Here is a 21,225-nt window from a genome sequence, read left to right on the forward strand (position 1 = left end):
ATCTTCGGGTTTAACGCCTGCTGTCATCACTATCTGATCCAGTATCAGGCATCGATCGAGTTGGATGATGATGGCTACATCGCTCGGTTCAGCAACAGGTTCATGTGCCACGAAGCTACGTTACCATTGCCGAGTCTCGACGCGGCGGAGGCTCGATTGGCGGTACGCCGAGGAGGTGAGGGGGTGTGAACCACGACAAGCCTAGGTGGATCCCGGCGATTGCGTCCCTGTGCAATCGGGTTTTCGGTGTAGGCTTGAGACGATTGATGGTGGGAAAAATGTCGTCGGCAACCATCAACCTTAGCGCGGCTGCTACGGAGACTGTTCTTGAGAGGCGGACACCATGACAATGCCGAGCGCGCGCGCTGATTCAGACGCGAGAGCTGCTGGTCGAGCTTGTGCAAGATCCCACGCTGTCCGAGTCCATTCGCCGTCATGCCCGCCGGCTGTTACGGCATTATCCCCATACTGCAGGCAGGGCAGCTCGAAGAGCGAAGGGTCGACCGGCGGACCGAACCTTTACTGAGCTCCAGTATCGATTAACCGCCTTGGTGATTCATCTGCGTGAGGACAGCACTTCAACGTCTGCTATTGCCCCCTCCGTCGTCGTGCAATCGTATGAACAGTGAATGCTTCCCGAATTTTGAAGACCCCTCTCTAGGCGGGAGGGCGCTGGCGCCGGCTGGAAGTAATAAAATGGCCGCCCGAGGGCCCCAGCAAGAATTTCTTCAGAGTGTGTGTTTTCGGACTAACCCAGACGGATTCTGATTAGAGCTGAAAGCCGAGTAACGTTTGGACGGTTAAATGAGGGCTTGACGCCTAATGTACTTTGCCTCGAGAAAGAAGTTCCCCAACTGCGAAAACTAATCGAAGGAGAGAGAGATGCTACGAACATCCAGAACGATTTTATTGGCGCTGCTGCTTGGGATTGCTGCACTGTTGAGTACAGCTACTCCGGCTGTGCTTGCCCAGACAGAGGCGGCGTCAGTGCAGGCAATAACTGCCCCTCCGGGTCCGGACGCGAATACCCGGATTACCGAGTCATACGCTCGGTTAGTCGCGCGCGACGCCTGGTTTTGGGCCTGGCCTATGGTCAACGTCTACAACCGTCGTCTGGTGAGCGCAAAAGCGCCTGATCAGGGGCTCGTCGGTGGTGTGCTGCCGATGGCGCCATATAATCGCGTGACCATGCTGAGCGATTACATCAAACCAGAGCAGCGGGCCATTGCTTGTCCCAATCAGGATGTCGTGTATGGCGCCGGTTACTTGGCGCTCGACGTAAGCCCGGTAGTCATCCAAGTACCAGACTTCGGAAAGCGCTTCTGGGTCTATCAATTCTCTGACCTGCGTACTGACGGCATCACCGGCCTTGGCGCGATGTACGACACCAAACCTGGCTTCTATCTGATCGTCGGACCAAACTGGCAAGGCGAAGTGCCGAAGGGCATCACCCAAATAATCCGGACGAAATCCAATGCCGCCTTCGTCGGACCTCGCGTATTTCAAGACGACTCCCCGGAGGACAGGCAAGCGGTGCAAGAGGTGATCCAAGGTATCAACGTCTACCCACTCGCTGAATACGACGGCACCATGAAGCTCCGCGATTGGCGTAAGCTGCCAATCTTCCCTAAGCGGGACGACGGAAAGGACGAAACCCGATGGGTGCGCCCTGAGACCTTTTTTGATCAGTTGCCGCTGGTGCTGGACCTGGCACCAGCGCAGGCCGGAGAGGAGGCGCGTTACTCGCAAGTACTCGCGGTGATCGCCGCTGCACAGAAAGATCCCGCGCTGAAGCAGGCGATGATCGACGAGGCGGAAAAAGCGGACAGGGAGCTGGTCGATCCGTTGTTACAGTTCCGCAACTGGGGCCTTCCGTTGCAGCATCATTGGACCACCATCACCAATGGGGCGCGCTTCGGCACCGACTATTTCACGCGCACTGCGGTGGCAAGGTCGAACATCCTGGTCAATGCATCGAACGAAACACGGTATTTCTATCAAGACCTAGATGCTGCCGGGGTGCGACTCAACGGTGGGAATGCTTACACTATTACCTTCGAAAAGGGGAAGCTTCCGCCAGTGAAGGGCTTCTGGTCGCTGACTGTGTATGACGCTGCGCACTTTTTCGTGCCCAACCCGCTCAACCGTTACTCGCTCGGCACCAAGAACAAGGATCTGAAGACCAACGCTGACGGTTCGCTGACGTTCTACGTACAGGCCGAGTCACCCGGCGCGGACAAGGAAAGTAACTGGCTTCCGGCGCCGAAGGCTGCGGACTTCTCTCTCTTCCTGCGAGCCTATTGGCCGGATGAAGCCATCACTCAAGGCCGCTGGACGCCCCCAGCCGTCGACAAAAGCGTTATGGCTTCTAACAACTGACCGAGATGTCCATTTTTGTCGGCGAGCGGTGGTGATATCCGTTCGCCGTCAAAACTCTTTTATTAAGACGTGACAGTGACCACTGCGCATTTTACGGTGCCTGCGAGCGAAAGACCCCGACGTCCCCCGCGCACCCCAACCGAAAATACCAATAGACCGAATTACAAAACTACAAACCAAAATCTCGGTTGCCATGACAAGCCATTGTCACTTCAATGTGAATGACGGCTTCTGGCCGATTCTGTTGAAAAAGTCGGATTTTCAGATCGCCTGAACTCAGGCACGACCACCTCTGGAGAACCTACTCACCACATTGAATGGTTTTTCGGCCCTTCGTTGAGCTTTGCAGCTCCGTTATTGGGTTGGTTTGAGGGTTTTGGCTTCGTGCAGACGCACCTATCCCGTGATCAGTGGCCCTTGGAGAGGTAAATTTGGCCAGCCGTCGCAGATTCTGCACCGCAGCGGCCAGCGTGAACTCATCGGTCGCGCCACTCATGCCACGTAGCCGCAGGCGGTCCAATTTCAGGATACACTTGAGGTGGGCAAACAACATTTCGACCTTTTTATGTTCATGACGAAAGCGTACGTACGCAGGTGTCGCCGCGATTCGCCGAGCCACATCGCGCGCGGCTTCATGGACGCTGCGAGCGATCTTGCGAAACGCAGTGTTCGGGCAGCACTTGGCTTTCATCGGACAGACAGCGCAGTCGGTCTGCCGGGATCGGAAGATGATTGTGTTGGCGTTGGTGACGTGCGAACGCTCGTTCTAGAAGGCTCGCCATTCGCTACGTAATGCGTTGCCGACCGGGCAGCGGTATTCCTCAGCCGCTTCATTCCAGTGGAAATCGTTGCTCGAAAAACTGTCGTTCTTGCGCTCGGTTTTGTCCCACACCGGCACGTGCGGCTCGATGTCTTTTTCTTCCACGATCCAGGCCAGCATTGGTGCGGTGCCGTAAGTGGTGTCGCCAATAAGGCGTTCCGGCTTGATGTCAAACTGCGCCTCGATCCGCTCGATCATGATCTTGGTGCTCTCGACCCTCGGCCGTGTGATGAGCCGGAGTGGGTTCCACATCCACGATGACACCGTGCTCGGTATCGATCAGATAACTCGTGGAGAAAGCGTAGAACGCGGGGCCACCTGGAGCAGCGGTCCAGCGAGCCTGAGGATCTGTCAGTGATAAACGCTTCGGTAGCGTTTCGGCCAAAGCCTCCTCATCGAGTGCTTCAAGGTACTCACGCACGGCGCGGCTGCTCAGCGCTGGATCGCTCCAGTTGACCGGTTCATCACCCGGTACGCCACGCTGCCGACTCGCATCCGCTTTGATGATTCTGGCGTCCACGGCAAAGCCTTCGCCTTTAACCAGGCCTGCGTCCATGCAGCGACGCAGCACTTCATTGAACAACCAGCGAAACAGATCACTGTCTCGAAAACGGCCGTGCCGGTTCTTGGAAAAAGTCGAGTGATTATGCGCGCGCACGGCGCCACCGTCGACGTCGGCCCCTTGCTGGCCGGGCCGCAACGCACTTAGCCGTGACGCGACACACGACAGCCGATGTGATGAAGACTGATGTGAACATGCCTCGGCTCAATGGTTTTCAGTTGACACAACAGCTAAGGGGGAAAGGATCACCGTTTCCATTGTCGGCGTTACTACCAATACACAGGCTGAAGGTATCGGCGCTGCCGGCGTGTGGGTATGGACGGCACTTGGCCAAGCCGGTTTCCCTCGTGGCGTTAAGGCGGGTGTCGTCTGGAAATGTTCATGTGGGAAATCGCAAGCGTAAAGCCGGATATATTGCTATATATGGCGTGAGTCAGTGGAAACGAACTTGTCAGGCTCATCAGGGGTAGCGCGGTGGATAGACAGCAATTTCAGCTATCTAAAAGATGGATTGATTGCGCTACTGCTTTGGCGGCGCTGGTGTTGTGTACAGCCCTTTGTTTTCATCTATACAGTGCTTTTCTGAGCGCCGTCAGTCGCTATGACAGTTTGAGTCGTGAACATTCCCGCGCATTATTTTTACGCACGGAGGCGGAGGTTTTATTCATCAACAGTTCTTCCAGCATAGTCCAGTCTACGGTCAACATGGAAAGTGAAGATCATGCTGCGAAGTTTTCCAAACTGGGAGAAATGCCTGCGCTGTCAGTGAATGAGATCGATGGAGTAAATGGTTTTGGACACGGAGTTTTTGTCCGTGGAAAAGACACCTTGAGCTCAGACGACGAATACATTTTTTTCAGCCAGGCCAAGTATCTTTCGAATATCGAAAATACGGTCTGGCAAGACACCTATAAAAACAGCCGTCGATTCCTGGTGGCTTCAGCGGCGGACGAGCTTTTCGGTCTGTCGAACCCCACAAACGACTGGAAAAACTGGGCTCAATATACCCCGGCCGAACTGACGGACTATTTGACTAAAGTGCGTGAGCCGATACGGCATGACTATTCTGCGTATCTTGGCAAAAGCAAAGGGCCTGAATGGACGGAGCCTCATGTCAGCCCAGTGCACGAAGAGACGGTGATCACTTGCTACGAACCTGTCTTCAATAATCAAGGTGCACTTTTATCGTTTTTGGCAAGTGAGATACCGGTGTCGGATCTCGTGGACCGGAAATGGCTGCAGAAACATGCGATGAGCGTGGCCATTTTTGATTCGCGGCAAAGACTGGTGGTGGCCGATACGGGCTTCGAAGCTGTAGACATGTTGCGAAAAAATGCTCATGCGGTCAGCGGCATTTCCAATCTGGACTATGAGGTTGATGGGGGTTGGTTGTTGATTTATGTCGTAGTCCCGCAATCCCAATGGCAAATGGTGTATGGCGTCCCGTTAGCTACCGTTTTAGCCGACAACGCCGTGGCACTTGGTTTTACATTAGCAACCCTGATTATAGGGCTTGTGGGTGTTTTTCTGACGGCAAGGGGCCTACGCAATTACTTGCTGGCTCCCGTGCAAAGAAACGGCATAAATTTCGCCGAGGGGCAAGAGCTGATTCGGGTATTGATGGATCATTCGCCGGTCGGCTTATGTTTGATTCGGCGCTCGGATGGCGTCGTCCTGATTCAGAACGAACAATCTGACCAATTGCTGAAACTGGTCGTTAGGGAGGGTGGGCAGCTCTGTTTGCTTCAGGAGTACCTCTTGAAGGTGCCGGCTAATACATTGCCGGATGCCTCCAGGGCCGAAGTCGAGGTACAAGCGAGCGACAGTGACAAGCAAGTGCACATTTTAGCGACCCTGAAGGATTTTCAGTTCTACGACGAGCCGGTTCTTTTTTGCGCCGTTGTGGATTACAGCGAACGCAACTATGCACAGTTGTTGTTGACCACCGCCAAAAAGGCGGCTGATGAGGCCAATGCTGCTAAATCTGCGTTTCTAGCCATGATGAGCCACGAGATTCGCACACCGATGTACGGTGTACTCGGTACACTCGAACTATTGGCCAGCACTGGGTTACAGCCTCAACAACTAGACTATTTGAACACCATCGAACTTTCGTCCAGCAACCTGCTGCAAATCATCAATGACATCCTCGACTTTTCCAAGGTTGAGGCCAATCAGCTCACATTGGAGTTCGCCACGTTAGACCTGATCGACCTGGTTGAAAGTGTTGCTCGCGGGTTTCTGCCTATCGCGTGGAAGAAATGCGTTGAACTGTACGCTTGCCTGCAACCGGATATGCCGTTGCTGACGGGTGATCGCAACCGCTTGCAGCAGATCTTGAATAACTTGCTGAGCAACGCGGTGAAATTCACGGACAGTGGGAAAATCGTCGTTCGTCTGTCGGGGATTGAAATCGAACCAGGGCAGTTCGACGTGAAGTTGCAGATCACTGACTCAGGTATTGGTATTGCCAAAGCGGCTCAGATGAAGTTGTTCGAGCCTTTTATCCAGGCCGACAACTCGACCGCACGACGGTTTGGCGGGACGGGCCTGGGGTTATCAATTTGTCGTCGGCTGGTGCAATTGATGGGGGGCGAGATCGAGCTGGTCAGCGAGCTGGGGTTGGGTAGCAGTTTCACTGTTTCGCTGCGACTGCCCATCGCCGGGAAGGCACCTTCTCTGCGCCTGAATGACTTTCCCACGATCCATGTTCTGGCGAATGCGAGCGATCTGCGCGAAAACCTGCAAGCACAGATCCAGTTCGCTGGTGGGCAAGCACAAGCCTTCGGATCAAAACGATCGTCGTACGCGATGACCGACTACCTCGTGGTGGCCTGGCCCCACGGCCCCGAGACTGAAACCGGCGACAACTTTGCCGCGGTTGTCTGGCTGGAACCTGACGGTGTAACGACTCCGCAATGGCGTGAAGACGGCTGGCATGTGAGCTGTCTTAGTCAGCATGGGTTGCTGGAGGCTTTGCAGTTGGCGAACGGAAAAGCACCGATGGTCTCAAGCCCGACCAGTGACCCGTCGCCCGAAAGACTTTATGCACTGCGCATACTGGCGGTGGAAGATCATCCGATCAACCAATTGGTTCTCACCGAGCAACTTGAGCGACTGGGGTGTCAGGTGACGATGGCGTCTGACGGTCTTGAGGCCCTGCATCTCTGGCAGCGTGGCGAAACGTTCGACGTAATGCTAACTGACGTGAACATGCCGCGGCTGGACGGTTACGAGTTAACCCGGCAGTTGAGGGCCGACGGGATTGACGTCCTGATTGTAGGTGTCACCGCAAATGCCCATGCCGAGGAGGAGGAACTTTGTCTCCAGGCAGGAATGAATGCGCATCTGGCGAAACCGGTTTCGCTGACAAGTTTGCGCCAGACGCTGAGCGCATTGGGGGCCGTGGTTAAAGAACCTGCAAAAAAACCGTCCAAGGCGAGTATCTTGTTATCGATGATTGAAAAAGATCCCGCCATGCGCGAGCTTTTGGTTTCAACCATTAGTAGTGATTGGCTTGCCATAATGGCAGCAAACTCGGAAGGGAATGCAGTACTCGTCAGTCAGTCTGCGCATCGGCTCAAAGGCGCATTGGCCACTGTCGGACTAACGGACGCCGCTGAAATTTGCTCGTGCATTGAAACCTTGGCCGTTGCAGATCAGCTGACTCAAATTGACGAGCTTTTGCAGCGTCTGAAACAGAGTTTGAATTTCATATGGGAGGCTCCTCCATGAACCTGAAGGTGATACTGGCGGATGACCATCCTATCGTGCTGTTCGGGGTTCGCATGGCGCTTGTGCAGGATCCGGGAATCGAGATCTGTGGCGAGGCAGCTGATTCGACGGAACTCATCGAACTGCTGGACCGATTGAATCCCGATGTTTTGATCAGCGATTTTTACATGCCTGGAGGCGCTCATGGCGACGGCCTGACGCTCGTCACGTTCGTCAAGCGTCGTTATCCGCAAGTCAAACTGATCATCCTGACGATGATGACCAATCCGTCGATCCTGGAGAGCATTATCCGCGCCGGCACGGAAGGAATTCTGCTGAAAAGTGCCGTGCAGGATGATGTTCTCGACGCGATTCGACAGGTTGCTTCGGGTCACAAATACGTAGCGGAAGCGGTCAAGAAGCTACTCGAGGAGTTCAGGCTAGAGCACTTGAACTCACGGGGCGATGCCAGTCACAAGGAACTCTCGAAAAAAGAGTCCGAAGTGCTGAGGTTGTTCGTCAGTGGGCATACTGTTTCGGAAATAGCCACTTTGCTCAACCGGAGTGTCAAAACCATAAGTCATCAAAAAATTTCGGCGCAGCAGAAGTTAGGTATTGCCAACGACAAACAACTGTACGAATACGCTGTGCGTAGTGGCCTGATGTAAAAGATTGGGTCACCGAGCCGCCGCATCCCCCACCCGGAGTCTCAGGAGGGTCGAAGTACCTCTACTGATACGAAAGCGTGAAGGTGGCCATTCCGTTGGCGATTCCACTGCTGATGGTGGCGCTCGTTTGCACATAGCTAGCTGTGAAAGGGATCGTCATCGTTCCCATGGTCGATTGACCCAATGCCATCTGATTCAGTGTACCGGGCAGGTACGAGTCAGGCCCATAAGTCACTATCGCACCGCCGCCAGTTCGGATACGGATCCCTACACCGTGAGCTACTTGAGCGTCGTTGGTCAGGGAAAGCGCGTTACTTCTGTTGCCGGGATAGTTGCCATCCGTGAAGGTGGCAAACAGATTGACCCCGGCACTGCAATTTTCCAGCACGATGTTAAAGTTGGCGCTACCAGCAGTGGAACCTACCCCGCTGAATTGGCTTGTCTTGACCAGTCCCAGGGGAACGGTAACGTTTTTTGAGCTGGCGCTGACGGCACAGGTCAAAGCGTTGATGGCGGTGCCGTCTGCCACTGTCCAGGTAGCGCTGGGGGCATTGCTGCAACCACCCGTGAAGCTGACCGTCATCGAGGGCAAGGACATCAAAATGCCCGACTGGATCGGGCCAACGACGACCAACTGGGCCTGGACATAATGGACGCTACCTCCTGCGGTCGACTTGCTGAAGGTATTAGTGAATGGCGCGTCGGAAAAGCCTCCATTATAACCGGTGGTGACTTGGAATTTTATACCTATGCCACTCAGATTGGTTTTGTAGACATTAGTGAACCCTGGAACGGGTATGCCGTTGACCGAGGCCGTTTCAACAATGTTGTCCGCAGTTGATGTGATGGCGAGTCCTGGTTGCAAAGCGACACTTTGCAATACAGTATTAAGTGATCTGCTGCCGGCAGTGGTTATGGGGGCGGTAAAAACCAGCACATTTGAAACTGCGGTGTTTGGATAAACGCAGGTCGATGTAGCCGCCTGTGCCGCATTTGCGAAGAAGTACCCGAGCAGTAGCACGGAACACGGGAATAATCGGCGCAGTCCGCGCAACAAATTCAAGTAGCTGTCCATTTGCGATCCTCATAGATAGTGAAGGGATTTCGGTTGATCACCGCAGCCGATGAAACGTACCTACGCAATCAAGGTAAGTGCCTGGGGTGGGTTGTGTCTCTCAACCCTTGCAAGTCAAATCGACCGTTTCCAGCTTCGATGCAGCTTCGCCTTTTGCCTTCGGGGCCAGTTGGTAAGGCAGGTTGCATTGGCTGAAGTCCTTGCCATTGGCGCCGATGCGCAACGTGCCTTGATCGCCATTTACCCGGGCAAAGATCTGTCCACCCTGGCCAACCGCCCCCACGTCCTTCCCTTGTTCATCGTAGACGCCGGCACCGAAAGGCAACGGCTTGCCGTTGGTTTGATGGGCGTTGATCAGCAATGCCCGGCCAGAAACAGTATTGAATTTGGCCATGATCACCGAGCCACTGCGCGGTACCACTTCCTGGCTGGTGTTCTGCAGTTCGACGTCATCGGAAATACCTTTCGGGTCCAGTTCCAGCGTGTTGACCCGGTAAGGGTTCAGGTAAGGCACCACGGCCTGACCGCTACGGTCAAGTTTTACACCCGTTGCATTGGTGAGCGTTGCACCAGCGGCATCAGGCGCAACGACAATCGCAATGGAGTCACCCAGTGGCTGGCCAAAAGTGATGCCTGCCGGGTGAACCACCACTGAACCGCTCGCGCCCAAGGAGGCTTGCTGGTACTCGGTACCCTTGCTGACGGATGCGCTCAGGTTGGCCGCGGACGTACGGTATTGCCCGTTGCCACCAACGTTGGTGGTGTTGTCGCTGCTTCCAGAACGGCTGTTGCTGGTGGTAAGTCCATAGCTGAGTGACTGGTCGTCACCGCTGGTGCCACTCAGGGTGGTTTGCATGTTGGCACTGCCATCGCTACTGGTGGTGGCGCTGGCACTCAGGTAAGGCCGATTGCGAGTAGTGGACGAACCCAACGGAATGGACACGTTGACCATGTATTGAGTGGTGTCGTTGCCCAAAATGTCCTGGGTGCGCGAAGCACTTACACCGGCGTTACCCCAACTGTAGTTTTGGTTGAAACCGGCCTGATACTGTGTGTTGGTACCCGCACTGTTCCAGTAGTTCTGTACGGAGCTGTTGATGTAAACGTAAGAACTGCTGCCGATGTTCTGGCTGACGTTGAGTTGTGCCTTACTGCGGGCGTGCTGGATCGAGTCCACACCCCCCTGGCTGTCGCCGAGTGCGTCCAACTGATCGCGGGCATTGAGCGCATCGTTGATGCCGAAATAGCCTGCGGTGGAGTAACGGTAAGCAGCCACGGTGAAGTTGGTGCCGGAGCTTTGCAGAATCTTGTTGTAGGTCACACGCGCCGATTGACCGGTGAAGGTCTTGCCTTCCAGTTCAGTTTTCGACGCAGTGATATCGGCACCGAACGCGCCGTATTCGCTGTTCAGCACCCCGCCGAGGATCACCGAGTCGTAACCTTCGGCGGTGGAAAAGCCGGTGTAGCCCGTGACGAGGTTGCTCAGGCCACGTTGGTAGGTGCCCTGTGCAACCATCGGCTTGCTGCCATAAGTCAGTTCGCGAGCCTGGCCGACTGTCGCTGTGTAGCGAGAGGTACCTTCGCGAAGGGAGCGGCTCACCGACGAAAACGGCACGGTGAAATGTTGTTCCTGGCCGTCGGCTTCGGTCACTGTGACGTCAAGGTCACCACTGGTGCTTGCGGGGTTGAGGTCGCTGATCTCGAAGGCACCCGGCGCGACGGTGGTTTCCTGAATGATGAAGCCATTTTGACGGATCGTTACGCGGGCGTTGGTCGAGGCCACGCCTCGGATGATGGGGGCATAACCGCGCTGCGAGTCTGGCAGCATTCGATCGTCGGTTGCCATATGCACGCCTCGGGTCGCCACGGTGTCGAATAGCTCGCCATCGCTAAAGCTGTCACCCAGGGTCAGTTGCGAACTCATGGCGTCGATGTCCCGTTGCACATAGCTGTCGACGGCTTGATAGTCTTTGCCCGTTTGTTTATCCCAGTTCAATGTCGAACGCTGGCGCAGGCGCCAGTCGCCCAGGTTTACGCCTGCGCTGAAGTTCGCATAGGCGGAGTTGCTCTTGGTTCCATGGCTGGTGTTCTGGTAGGTATTGACGTTGTAATCGACGAACGCCGCGTCGACCCCTCGATCCCAACGCGTAGGGCTGACATAACCGCGTGGACGATTGAGCAAGGCTGCCTGCGGGATGCTTAGCTCCAGCCGCTGTTCTGCAGTGTTGTAGCGGTAAGTGGCATCTGGAATGAGACTGAACAGGTCCTGAGCCGGCGCGCTGTTACCTGTACTGTCTTGCAATTTGTCGGTATCGACGCCGATTTTTTCCAGCATCTCGACGGTCAGCTCTGGCTTGGCGTGGTCAGCAGTAGCACCGGGAACGAAGGTGATATCAAAGCGCCCGGCAGGAGTGCCATTGACACTGACGTCCACGCCGTAGGTGCCGGGCTCAACCGGGTTGCCTTCGCTATAACGGTTGACATCCATTGACTGCGCGCCTGCGCCCCAGAGCATGCTGTTATCGAAACTGGCGAGTTCCTTAGAGACGTCGCCATTTTCCGAGGCACTGATGGTGGTCGTCAGGCCGACACCGGCAAACATGATGGCGACCGCGAGCGGTTTCAGGCAAAAGCGCGCATGCGACAAAGCGCTGATGACAGAGAGACCGAAATCCTGATGCTTGATCATGTTTGAAGTCCTGCAAATAGGATTCAATAGCTACGCTACTGTTTCCGGTGCCGTTTTCTGGGCGGTCGGAGAACGTCACGAGAACTGCCAGGTTCATGAATTGAATAGCGGTTTTCGAGACGCTTGCGTTGCCCGCTGACTATTGAGGGCAACGTACCGTGAATTAACTTTTCAGGATTTAAGAATAGGGGAGAGGCCAGGACGAGAACATAAGAATATTCGCAAAGCGCTGATTGAAAACAAACGTACGCTCCTCACAAATTTAAAGGATGAGGTTCAATAAGATTTATCTTAAAAACATTCGTGGAGCAGCGTGTGTTATTTTTCCGTTTAGATTTGCAGGCACAATATTTGGATAAGTATCGGTGATGGACGAAATAGGCGCGATCAGCCCTGCACAAATCCAAGTGATAAGGGTGCAAGTGTTCTTCCTGTTTACGGTGTCAAGGCTTGAGTCACTGTCTGAATTCCGCCGTAGTCATTAATTGCAGAAAAATCAATTTGCTTGGTGTCCGCCAAGTCCATCGCGCCCTTGATGGGGAATGTTTTATGTTCACCAGGTCCGAACATACTATTTGTTAGATCAAGTTCTATATTGGCGCGACCTACTTTTACAGCACTCAAATTTAAGTAATATGGGGTTGGGTTAGTACCTTCGAGCACCCATGAGCCTGTATTTTTGATTAGTCGCCATTGCATTTGCTGAGCGACCTGCAAGGTGTCGAGTTTTAACGCTGTCGGGCGATAAAAGAATTTGACCCGACTGCGGAAGGCAATCTTGAGTTTATTCTGGCCATCATCGGTGGAGGGGGGCACTTCTAGCACGTTCAACCAGAAAATCGATTCTTTGTCCTGTGGCAGGCTCTTCTGACCCGTGAATCTCACCCGTAAGGTTTGCCCTTCGTGCTTATCGATTCGGGCAATGGGTGGTGTCAGAACAAAGGGTGCTTTGGAGTTATCAGGGGTGGAATGAGCATCACCTTCGTCGATCCAGGACTGGACGAGAAGGGGAGCTTCGCCGTTGTTATCCAGTTTAACGCTGATTTCCTTTTGATCAGAGGGGTAAATTACCCGCGTGCCATTAATCACAATGGCTGCTTGGGCTTGAGATGTGAGCAGGCTGCCAACCAGGATCAACCCGGAAAGCAAACACTTAGAGAAGGTCAACGATTTCATGGCGCCTCATCCTGGATGACAGGTTGCTTACGGCTTGCGGATCGCCAAAGCGATCCGCAAGCATGGGGTTTAGAAATACACGACAGAGTAAACAACGCTCGAAGTTACCGTACCAGCGCTAGGAGTTGCGCTGGTCGCATAGTACTTGACAGTGTAAGGCATTGAGACGGAACCGTTCGGTGTAGTGCCGTTCATGGTTTTGTACGCGGCGACCGGCGCAACACCCAGGTTCAGCGGACTGGCAGCGTTGGCCTGATACAGAGCCAAATCTACACCGGTGGCCAGGCCATTATTGATCAGACGACCGTTGGCGTTAACATTCTGCCCAGGTTCAAAGTGGACAGCAACGCCGCTGCCTGCAACGTCAGTACCTGAGCAGTTGCTCAGATCGATGTTGAAATTGGTGTCACCTGCGGTAGCGCCAACAGTGGTCAATGCGTTTTTGGAAATGGTCGGTAGAGTCACGGTCGAAATACCGCTTGTGCCGGCGGCCTTAACAGTACAAGTAACGTCTTTGATTGTGCCGACGAAGTTAATAGTACCATCAGAAGCTTGAGCGGGCATAGCAAGTACAGCAGCCAGGCCAGCGGCGACGGAAGTGGTCAAAAGCGTCTTGAACATGGAGCTCTCCAGGTATCGATATGGGTAATTCAATGTGAGTAGGTTTTTATGAGGTATCAATTAATTTAAAACGGTTGTTCGCTTGCTACAGGGAGTACGTTACTAGGGTAGGTCAAGCGTCTATATAAGAATTATCTTAAATTTCGACGGGTTTGAATTTGCGATTTAATTAGCTTTAATTGCCGGGGTGTAAATAAGAAAGATCTTAAATTGGAGGTGTTTCTCGCTAGTTTACATCTGCATATTTTGTGTCACAAAGAGGGCAGGAAGCCACGTTCTATTTGCAGCGGAAGTCGCATTCGATGTTCGACAAACCTTACTGATAGCGGGTTACTACAATGCTGAATCGGACACCAGTAGCAATGTCTGAGTGTTGTAACGCCCGGCCAAGTCACCTACCTGATCCCAATCATAAGGAATAATGTCCACGTTCGCTGACCACTTGCCGTTGTGCCGGCAGAAGAGGATCTTTGGTCGAGCCGGGCTTATGATCGCCCGCTCGTCACTGACGCAGTGGGGCGGGCAAACAGGCGTGCTGCTACAGCCTTTGTACGATGCGCTGCGAGAAACGGTGCTGACCAAGGGCGAGATCCACACGGATGAGACCCCGGTTCAAATGCTCGCACCCGGCGAGAAGAAAACCCGAAGAGCTTACGTCTGGGTCTACAGCACCAACCCATTCTCGGGGCAAGGCCTCAGTTTATGACTTCAGCCCGAGCTGGGCGGGCAAGCATTTGCGCAACCTCTTCCGCCTGTGGAGCGGCAAGCGGTGTGTCACGAATTGGCTGGCTACAAAGCCAGTTTCGAGAAAGCATCACCGAAATTGGCTGCATGGCCCAAGCTCGTCGCAAGTATTATTTCGATTTGTACGTGGCGAACAAAAGCCAGTAGGCCGGACAGGTACTGCACTCGATTGGTGGTTTGTAAGAAGTCGAACGGCAAGCGCAGGACATGAGTGATGAGGAGCGTTGGCGAGCATGGCAGGAAAAGATTGGGTCGGTAATTGAAACGACGCATCAGTGGATGCAGGCTCAGCGTGATCTTGTACCTAACGGTTCGGCCATGGCCAAGGCCATAGGTTACAGCCTTAAACGCTGAGTAGCACTAACGTGCTACCTGGAAGATGGAGCCGTGCCCATCGACAACAGCCCATGCAAAACGGCGGTTGGCGCTGTGCCACAGTGAGAAAAACTCACGCCGTGTCCGAGTTCTGGTGAGGTGCCCTCGCTCCCGTCAGGCCTTGATTACGGATAGGTCAAAGTGACCAAGTACATCCCAGAATTAATCGGTTTGTTGGCGGCATCCAGCATCCCATACTGACGACCGAATTTTCCTGGACCTTCTTCGCTTTCAGCAATCAATTTGACATGGGGTTCCGGTTGATAGAGCAAAGTGATTGAATGTACCGGTTCCACGTTTCTAATGCTGATGCCATAGATACGAGCCATGGCAGGGCAGTCTTGCAACGCCAAGTCGTCTCCTGCAATAGACGCATTGCAAGGAGTTTCTACAATGCTTCCTTGGAAAGAAATCCGCCATTCAGCCTGCGTCGATGCGAAACATGCCCAACTCAGGCCAACAAGCAGCCCCAAACCAATCGATATACGTTTGCGATTCATTGCGACACCTCTGGTGTTAAGGCAGATGACCTGTCTAGGATGTCGGCAGGAATTCTTTTTTTTTAGACTAATTTGATGTTTTTTTTACAATATTCTAGGTTTCATCTCAAAAAAAACCTTGCCCTGCGGTTAGCTTTCGCCCGGTACCGCTGGGCAGAATTGGTAAAAGAGCTCATTGCCCATCACGTGCTCAAGGGGAGGGAGTCGGTGGGGCTTGATACATCTGTCACCAGAACACTGCTGCTAAGCCTAGCCGCTTTCATTGCCCAGATTGGCCACGAGTCGGGGCAACTGCGCTATGTGCGTGAGATTTGGGGACCCGCTGCGCAGCAGGCAGGCTATGAAGGCCGAAAAGACCTGGGCAATACGATGGGCCGGGGACGGCAGGAAAATACTGTGGGCGCGGTCTGATTCAGATCTCCGGTCGGGCCAACTACAAAGAATGCGGCGAAGCTATTGGCGTTGACCTGGTTGGCCAGCCTGAGTTGCTGGAACAATCGCAGTACACCAGCCTTTAGGCGGCGTGGTTCTGGGCGACCAAAGGGCTCAACACCCTCGCCGACGCCGGTGATTTCGACAATATCAGTCGCCGAATTAGCGGTGGCCAGAATGGTGCGGTTGAGCGCAAGGCGCTGTATGCGCAAGCGCTGAGGGTGCTGGCGTGAATACAACTGCTTCTAACAGGACGTGGCGAGTGTGCAGGTTATGTTCATCACTGGTTCGCTGAGGGACGGTCATGAGTTACTCAATCGTTGCCCGCACAATCCTTTTCGCCTGTACCTCATCCGCATAAGCCGCCAGCCGATCTTCCGTTTCCTGAAATCCCAGAGCGATCTTCATCAACTCGTTGGCGCCTACTTCATCCCCAACGGCTATAAAGCGCTGAGCAATCGTGAACAAATCCACCCCCGACCATTTGAGGAGGGCAGCAGCCTGCCTGAGGTCACGCCGCAGGTTTAGATTGGGTTTCGTTAGGTTCATGGAACTCCTACAGATTAAGCGTAAGTTCAATCGAGTACGAGTAAAAATCAATATGGAGCGTAGCCTTCCATAAGGCATAACTGATTTTCTGTATCGCCCGAGCTGGCCATCAAAGATCGACGGACCGACAGCATATCCATCCAGTGACAGCCATTAGTGATATACAGCAATAGAAGAGTGAGGTTTGTTGACAAACTATAGAAACTTTAAGCGACGGATGGCCGGTAGGTCGCCGTACGGGGAATGAAGCTGGTATTTACTTTTGCCAAGAGAAAAGTATGCCTCTTGCCCTTCAGTAACTGGCGCTAAAGGCCGAGTTTTTGTTCCTGTGTTCAACACCTCCATGCAGCTCTACTAGATCGTCGGGGCCGAACACATTGCTGCGATCATTGCCCAGATCGGCCATGGCTCAGGCCAGCGGTTTTATCTCCGAGAAATTTGGGGACCAATGGCCGCCCAAGCCAAGTATGAGGGGCAGCAGTGCTTGCTACTCCTCTTCATACTCCAGTTTTTCTGCATGTTTTGCCACATAGCTTGCATATTCGTAGAACACCCAGACATCCTGCTCCGTCACAGCTTCCGAACCCTCGAGGTTTTCAAGGCAGCGCTTGAGAGCGTGCTCGATCAAGCCGTTTCTCATGACAACACAGGCGATCTCTTGGCTTTCCTTCAGGATGATCAAAGCCTCGAGCTGTTGCACAGCGGCGATCTTTTCTCGGAGTGTACGTATAGCCAACGCATCGCGCTCGATGATCTTTTCCCACAAGTGATCCGCTAGTTTCGCCGGCATTGCCATCTCCCCGCCCCGTTAGTTTGCAGGGCAGTATCAAATACCACCGTAAAGCGAAGGTCAGTATTCAGCATAGGCGAAATGCTATTGATCTGCTCAGTCGGTAGACCGCCGGATAGAAGCCAAAAAGGGGGGGGGTTTTTCGGGGGGCGCTAGGCTAAAGTAATCAGAGGGAAATACTATTCTCGTAAAGACGAAAAAATGAACTTAATATGCAGGCGCCATCATAAAATCGAACGATTGCCCTACAGTAAAATTCCAAGTTTTTGTTGTTTCAAAATAGCGCGGTATTCGCTGGGCGATCTCGACTTTTTAAGATTTGACTGATATCCAAGTTTTACTTTGTTAGTTAGGGTGCGTGCGCTGTTAGCTCTGCCTTAAATCGAACGAGAGCTACCAAAACTAAAAACTGATCGCACCGGGTGGTAAAATGTTAATGAGACGCATTAGGCTAAGTGCCCGTGCAACTATTTGCTTTGGCATTATAACCCTTTTGCTCATGTGTATGGGCGGGTTGTCTGTATGGAAAATGTCACAAATCGGCGCTGAAACGAAAAGACTGGAAGTGGATTGGCTACCAAGCATACAGGGCTCTGCCGCAATAAAGTCGACCGCCTATAATCTTCGCCTCGCTCTACTTTATTATGTAATGCAAGGGTCCACGGACAAAGATGCGTCACAAGCCAAAGTAGCCGACCTGGACAAACAACTCGAAGAGGTTTCCCGAGGTTATGAGTCCAATGTTTCTTCTCAGGCTGAACGAGTCAAATATGAGAAGGTCCTGGAGTTGGTAAAAAGCTACCACAATAAAGTACAAGCTCTGTTGGGGTCCGCTGACAAGCTATCCCAAGCCGAAACCTTTTCATATGTCCGGACGGTGACGGCGCCCGCAGCTGATGAACTGATGGCCAGTATTGATCAGTTGGCTGCCGTTAATACAAATGGTGCGGCAAACTCGGGAGTGGGCGCGCGTGAAGCGTTTGATAGCGGACTTGAATGGGTCGTTACGATCATTGTTGCGGGCTTGATACTCACGGTGACCATCGCCATTTTTTTCACGCGAAGCATCGTATTGCCAATGCAATCATTGCTGCATATTAACCAGAAAATTGCCGAAGGGGATTTGAGGAGCAATGTGGAAGTGTCGGGCGCTGATGAACTTACGGACCTGCAAAAATCGGCTGCGGCGATGCTGACGAAACTTAAGGGTACGATCAACCATATTTCCGACTCTTCTTCATTGTTGGCATCGGCAGCTGAAGAAATGAGTGCCATTACTCACGAGGCGATGACGGGTATACAACGCCAGAGCCTCGAAACTGAACAAGCCGCCACCGCCGTCAATGAGATGACTGCGGCGGTCGAAGATGTCGCACGCAATGCGGTTTCCGCATCTCATTCCACCCAGCAGTCCGGTACAGCTGCGCAAGCAGGTCTGGATCGGGTAATTCAGACCATTTCGTCAATCGAAAAGCTGGCAAGTTCCGTAGGGCAGACGAGTAATGACCTTGAGTTGTTGGCGCAGCAGACCCAGAGCATCAGAAAAGTCCTTGACGTTATTCGAGCCATTGCCGAGCAGACCAACTTGCTTGCCTTGAATGCCGCCATCGAAGCAGCACGTGCGGGCGAACAAGGGCGCGGTTTTGCCGTGGTGGCCGACGAAGTCAGGGCCTTGGCTCATCGCACCCAGCAGTCGACACAAGAAATTGAGCAAATGATGAGCGGCATCATCTCGGGATCCGACAGGTCCGTTGTTTCTATGCAGCAAAGCACTGCTGAAGCGATAAAAACACTTGAGATCGCGCGTGAGGCAGGGGAGGCGATCAAGGAAATATCCAGGGCAGTAACAGATATCAACGAAAGAAACCTCCTGATTGCGACGGCTTCCGAGCAACAGGCTCAGGTCGCCCGATCCGTGGATCAGAACTTGATGAGTATCAGGGATCTGTCCATTCAGAGTACGTCGGCCGCCGATCAGACCTCCGAAGCAAGCACTGAGTTGTCTAGGTTGGCCATTGGTTTGAGCAAGGTAGTGGCCCAGTTTACGGTTTGAGCCATCTAAAAATAAGCGGTTTTAAGCTTGTCTGCGCGGGCTTCATGTATATCAATCTCCCTTGGTAAGTCGCACAGACTTACCCTTGGGTAGTTGTTCATGAAATGTAAGTAATTAGTCGCTAAAATTTTGCTATTGGTTAATGCTTTGCTAGTGCATCGCCCTCGAGTCAGATTTGTAATCTCCCAGAGTAGCTGTTTCGAGGGCCTAACTTGTTTTTGTACGTCTATAATGGTGTCGCTGTGCTGCTGGCGGTTTTTTTATCGACTGATAGCGATTGCTTTATGATTAAGTTAAGTTTTTCGGTGAGGTCGGCTTTTGATGTGTAAGTATGTTATCGCTGGCGTAATCGTGGTCGTGATAGTTGCTCTGGCAGTATTGGTCGCGGCCGAAATTCAACTAATTATATCTCTTCCGGATACTGATGGTTTTCAATGCAATCGTCTGCAAGGGGTCGAGAAGGAGCGGTGCTTCAAACAGCTTGATCAGATAATCAGCGATGCTGTTGAGGCACCTTCCAATACTTCGCAATAGTGCAGATAGCATGGCCGCAGAGTTAATCCAGCGCCCTCATCATCGCAAGCGTCATCTTGATAAATATCTCATTACGATCTATCGCGGCCGGAGTGTTTTGGACATTTTCGGGAGCCTCAGACAAACCGTACTGATCGACCCAATTTGGGAGCTCAAGGATGCCAACTTCTAGGGCGAGCTGGTTTTCGTTGATCTTGAAGCACAGGGAAGGGAACAGGTCTGAGCTTGATTGATTTGAGCCCTAGAGCATAGCCATGGCAAGTGGATAACGAGGACGACTAGTATTTATTGCCTGCTGCCCGCGCGATGCAGGGCCGCTTGCTGGGCCAAAGTAATCTCCGCTCCCATCGTCGTGTAACCCACTTCGTCGACCAATTCAGCGACGCGCAGGCCCCAGGCGAATCCGCGAGCGGTCGACACTTGTTCCAATATGGCTGATTCAGTGCGCGACTGCTCAATGTTGAGTAGCACGCGTTCCCAAGCGCTTTGTAATACTTCGGTTTGCAACCGCACTGCCAGCGGATTCGACAGGATCGTAAACGATGATTCGTTGGTGAGTGACACGCGGAGGACTCCTGGTTGATGGCAAGCCCCATGTTCATTCATGGGGCGGTGAGCCTAGGAATTAAATAGTGCCTGCGCTACGTAAATGAAAGACCTCTCTAAGTGGGGGGGGCGGGGATTTGCGAGGGTTTGACGGCATCCGTAGACGTGTTAGAACCCCGTATTTCCCCGTGATGCCGTCATAATCAAATATCGCGCCTACCCACGGCGATGGGCTGTGGTCGACCCAAAGCCGACATTCATGGAGTGCAACTCTCGGCTGATTTCTGCCTGTCGCGATAGGACCTTGCGCCCGGGTTGATCAAAGGCGAGGCTGATCCAGCTTCCAACAGTCAGCCTGCGTTTTTTTACTTAAAGACTGCTGACCAGTTGCGCACCGTCCACGGACAGCACCGCACCGCTCATGTAGCTCCCTGCGTCACTGGCGAGAAACAGAAAGGGCCTACCAGTTTGCTCAACTGTCCCAACCGAGCTTGTCGCCCGGCTGGTCCACCGTGGTCATTCCCGAACGAATCGGATAAGCAACCAGATCGGCTAGCAGACCAGATCGCTTTAAGAAACCCGGCGCGACTGATCCACCCAATACCGCTCACGCACCTGTCGCCGCAGCACTTTGCCAACGGCACTGACCGGCAGGGCTTCAACTATCTTCACTGACTTGGGGGCCTTGAAGCCGCCCAGGCGTTCTTTGACAAGAGCAATAAGCTCTTGCTCGTCGACCGCCATGCCCGCCTTGAGCACGACTTCGGCATGCACCGCCTCACCCCACTTGTCGTGAGGGATGCCGACCACGGCTGACATGGAAACGGCGGGGTGAGTATTGATCGTGGCTTCGACTTCCACGGCATAGACATTGAAGCCACCGGTGATGATCACGTCTTTCTTGCGGTCGACGATGAACACATAGCCGGCCTCATCCACGTAGCCCAGGTCACCGGACTTCCAGAAACCGTCACTGAATTCAGCCGCTGTGCCCTGGG

The 21,225-nt window shown here is 53.3% G+C and carries 15 protein-coding genes and 3 pseudogenes; 7 read left to right on the forward strand and 11 right to left on the reverse strand.

Translation table 11 applies throughout. The features are described 5' to 3' along the window. Nucleotides 1-398 precede the first annotated feature (398 nt). Together HNQ83_RS31485 and HNQ83_RS22520 are read left to right on the forward strand one after the other, a co-directional pair. Entirely contained in the window at nucleotides 399-629 is a 231-nt protein-coding gene (locus HNQ83_RS31485) for a hypothetical protein (RefSeq protein ID WP_372241925.1), read from the forward strand. 253 nt (nucleotides 630-882) lie between these two features. Then, nucleotides 883-2,379, forward strand: coding sequence for a DUF1254 domain-containing protein (locus tag HNQ83_RS22520; RefSeq protein ID WP_175390971.1), 1,497 nt, complete (start codon nucleotides 883-885; stop codon nucleotides 2,377-2,379). 396 nt (nucleotides 2,380-2,775) lie between these two features. Here the strand turns inward: HNQ83_RS22520 and HNQ83_RS22525 are convergent. Beyond that, a pseudogene (locus HNQ83_RS22525) lies at nucleotides 2,776-3,845 on the reverse strand (transposase); the annotation flags it as partial. A gap of 390 nt (nucleotides 3,846-4,235) precedes the next feature. On the opposite strand from HNQ83_RS22525, the gene HNQ83_RS31715 reads away from it, so the two are divergent. Together HNQ83_RS31715 and HNQ83_RS22535 are read left to right on the forward strand one after the other, a co-directional pair. After that, nucleotides 4,236-7,496 carry a hybrid sensor histidine kinase/response regulator gene (locus tag HNQ83_RS31715; RefSeq protein ID WP_175390972.1) on the forward strand — a complete coding sequence of 1,087 codons (3,261 nt, stop codon included), beginning with the start codon at nucleotides 4,236-4,238 and terminating at the stop codon, nucleotides 7,494-7,496. Beyond that, nucleotides 7,493-8,143: a response regulator gene (locus tag HNQ83_RS22535; protein ID WP_175390973.1), complete on the forward strand. Its 651-nt coding sequence runs from the start codon at nucleotides 7,493-7,495 to the stop codon at nucleotides 8,141-8,143. The genes HNQ83_RS31715 and HNQ83_RS22535 overlap by 4 nt, the downstream gene beginning before the upstream one ends. Nucleotides 8,144-8,204: 61 nt before the next feature. Here the strand turns inward: HNQ83_RS22535 and HNQ83_RS22540 are convergent, their stop codons facing one another. The 4 genes from HNQ83_RS22540 to HNQ83_RS22555 form a co-directional block, all read right to left on the reverse strand. Next, nucleotides 8,205-9,218 carry a fimbrial protein gene (locus HNQ83_RS22540; protein WP_175390974.1) on the reverse strand — a complete coding sequence of 338 codons (1,014 nt, stop codon included), beginning with the start codon at nucleotides 9,216-9,218 and terminating at the stop codon, nucleotides 8,205-8,207. Between the two features lie 100 nt (nucleotides 9,219-9,318). After that, nucleotides 9,319-11,907 carry a fimbria/pilus outer membrane usher protein gene (locus HNQ83_RS22545; protein WP_175390975.1) on the reverse strand — a complete coding sequence of 863 codons (2,589 nt, stop codon included), beginning with the start codon at nucleotides 11,905-11,907 and terminating at the stop codon, nucleotides 9,319-9,321. Nucleotides 11,908-12,342: 435 nt separating this feature from the next. Further along, complete coding sequence (locus HNQ83_RS22550; protein ID WP_175390976.1) at nucleotides 12,343-13,083, reverse strand: molecular chaperone; 741 nt, start codon at nucleotides 13,081-13,083, stop codon at nucleotides 12,343-12,345. A gap of 69 nt (nucleotides 13,084-13,152) precedes the next feature. After that, nucleotides 13,153-13,704 (reverse strand): fimbrial protein, encoded by a 552-nt coding sequence (locus HNQ83_RS22555; protein WP_218585551.1) that lies wholly within the window; start codon nucleotides 13,702-13,704, stop codon nucleotides 13,153-13,155. A 418-nt stretch (nucleotides 13,705-14,122) separates the two neighbouring features. Between HNQ83_RS22555 and HNQ83_RS22560 the strand changes: the two are divergent. Beyond that, a pseudogene (locus HNQ83_RS22560) lies at nucleotides 14,123-14,871 on the forward strand (IS66 family transposase); the annotation flags it as partial. A 77-nt stretch (nucleotides 14,872-14,948) separates the two neighbouring features. On the opposite strand, the gene HNQ83_RS22565 reads toward HNQ83_RS22560, so the two are convergent. Then, the gene (locus tag HNQ83_RS22565; RefSeq protein ID WP_175390977.1) at nucleotides 14,949-15,323 is read right to left on the reverse strand and encodes a type 1 fimbrial protein; all 375 of its coding nucleotides are present in this window, start codon (nucleotides 15,321-15,323) and stop codon (nucleotides 14,949-14,951) included. Between the two features lie 243 nt (nucleotides 15,324-15,566). Here HNQ83_RS22565 and HNQ83_RS22570 point away from each other — a divergent pair. Beyond that, nucleotides 15,567-15,988 (forward strand): annotated as a pseudogene (locus HNQ83_RS22570) (glycoside hydrolase family 19 protein); the annotation flags it as partial. A gap of 76 nt (nucleotides 15,989-16,064) precedes the next feature. On the opposite strand, the gene HNQ83_RS22575 reads toward HNQ83_RS22570, so the two are convergent. Beyond that, nucleotides 16,065-16,304: a hypothetical protein gene (locus tag HNQ83_RS22575; protein ID WP_175390978.1), complete on the reverse strand. Its 240-nt coding sequence runs from the start codon at nucleotides 16,302-16,304 to the stop codon at nucleotides 16,065-16,067. Nucleotides 16,305-16,791: 487 nt separating this feature from the next. Further along, entirely contained in the window at nucleotides 16,792-17,094 is a 303-nt protein-coding gene (locus tag HNQ83_RS22580; RefSeq protein ID WP_175390979.1) for a hypothetical protein, read from the reverse strand. Between the two features lie 430 nt (nucleotides 17,095-17,524). Between HNQ83_RS22580 and HNQ83_RS22585 the strand changes: the two genes are divergently transcribed. Beyond that, entirely contained in the window at nucleotides 17,525-19,147 is a 1,623-nt protein-coding gene (locus HNQ83_RS22585; RefSeq protein WP_175390980.1) for a methyl-accepting chemotaxis protein, read from the forward strand. A gap of 556 nt (nucleotides 19,148-19,703) precedes the next feature. Here HNQ83_RS22585 and HNQ83_RS31720 read toward each other — a convergent pair. From HNQ83_RS31720 to HNQ83_RS22595, 3 genes are all read right to left on the reverse strand, one after another. Continuing rightward, complete coding sequence (locus HNQ83_RS31720; RefSeq protein ID WP_256669131.1) at nucleotides 19,704-19,898, reverse strand: hypothetical protein; 195 nt, start codon at nucleotides 19,896-19,898, stop codon at nucleotides 19,704-19,706. A 68-nt stretch (nucleotides 19,899-19,966) separates the two neighbouring features. Continuing rightward, nucleotides 19,967-20,245, reverse strand: a complete 279-nt coding sequence (locus HNQ83_RS22590) for a hypothetical protein (protein WP_175390981.1) — start codon at nucleotides 20,243-20,245, stop codon at nucleotides 19,967-19,969. A 552-nt stretch (nucleotides 20,246-20,797) separates the two neighbouring features. Beyond that, nucleotides 20,798-21,225: class I adenylate-forming enzyme family protein (locus HNQ83_RS22595; protein WP_175390982.1), on the reverse strand; the 428-nt coding region annotated here is incomplete at its 5' end.

This window comes from Pseudomonas sp. C2B4 (assembly GCF_013359695.1).
Classification (GTDB): domain Bacteria; phylum Pseudomonadota; class Gammaproteobacteria; order Pseudomonadales; family Pseudomonadaceae; genus Aquipseudomonas.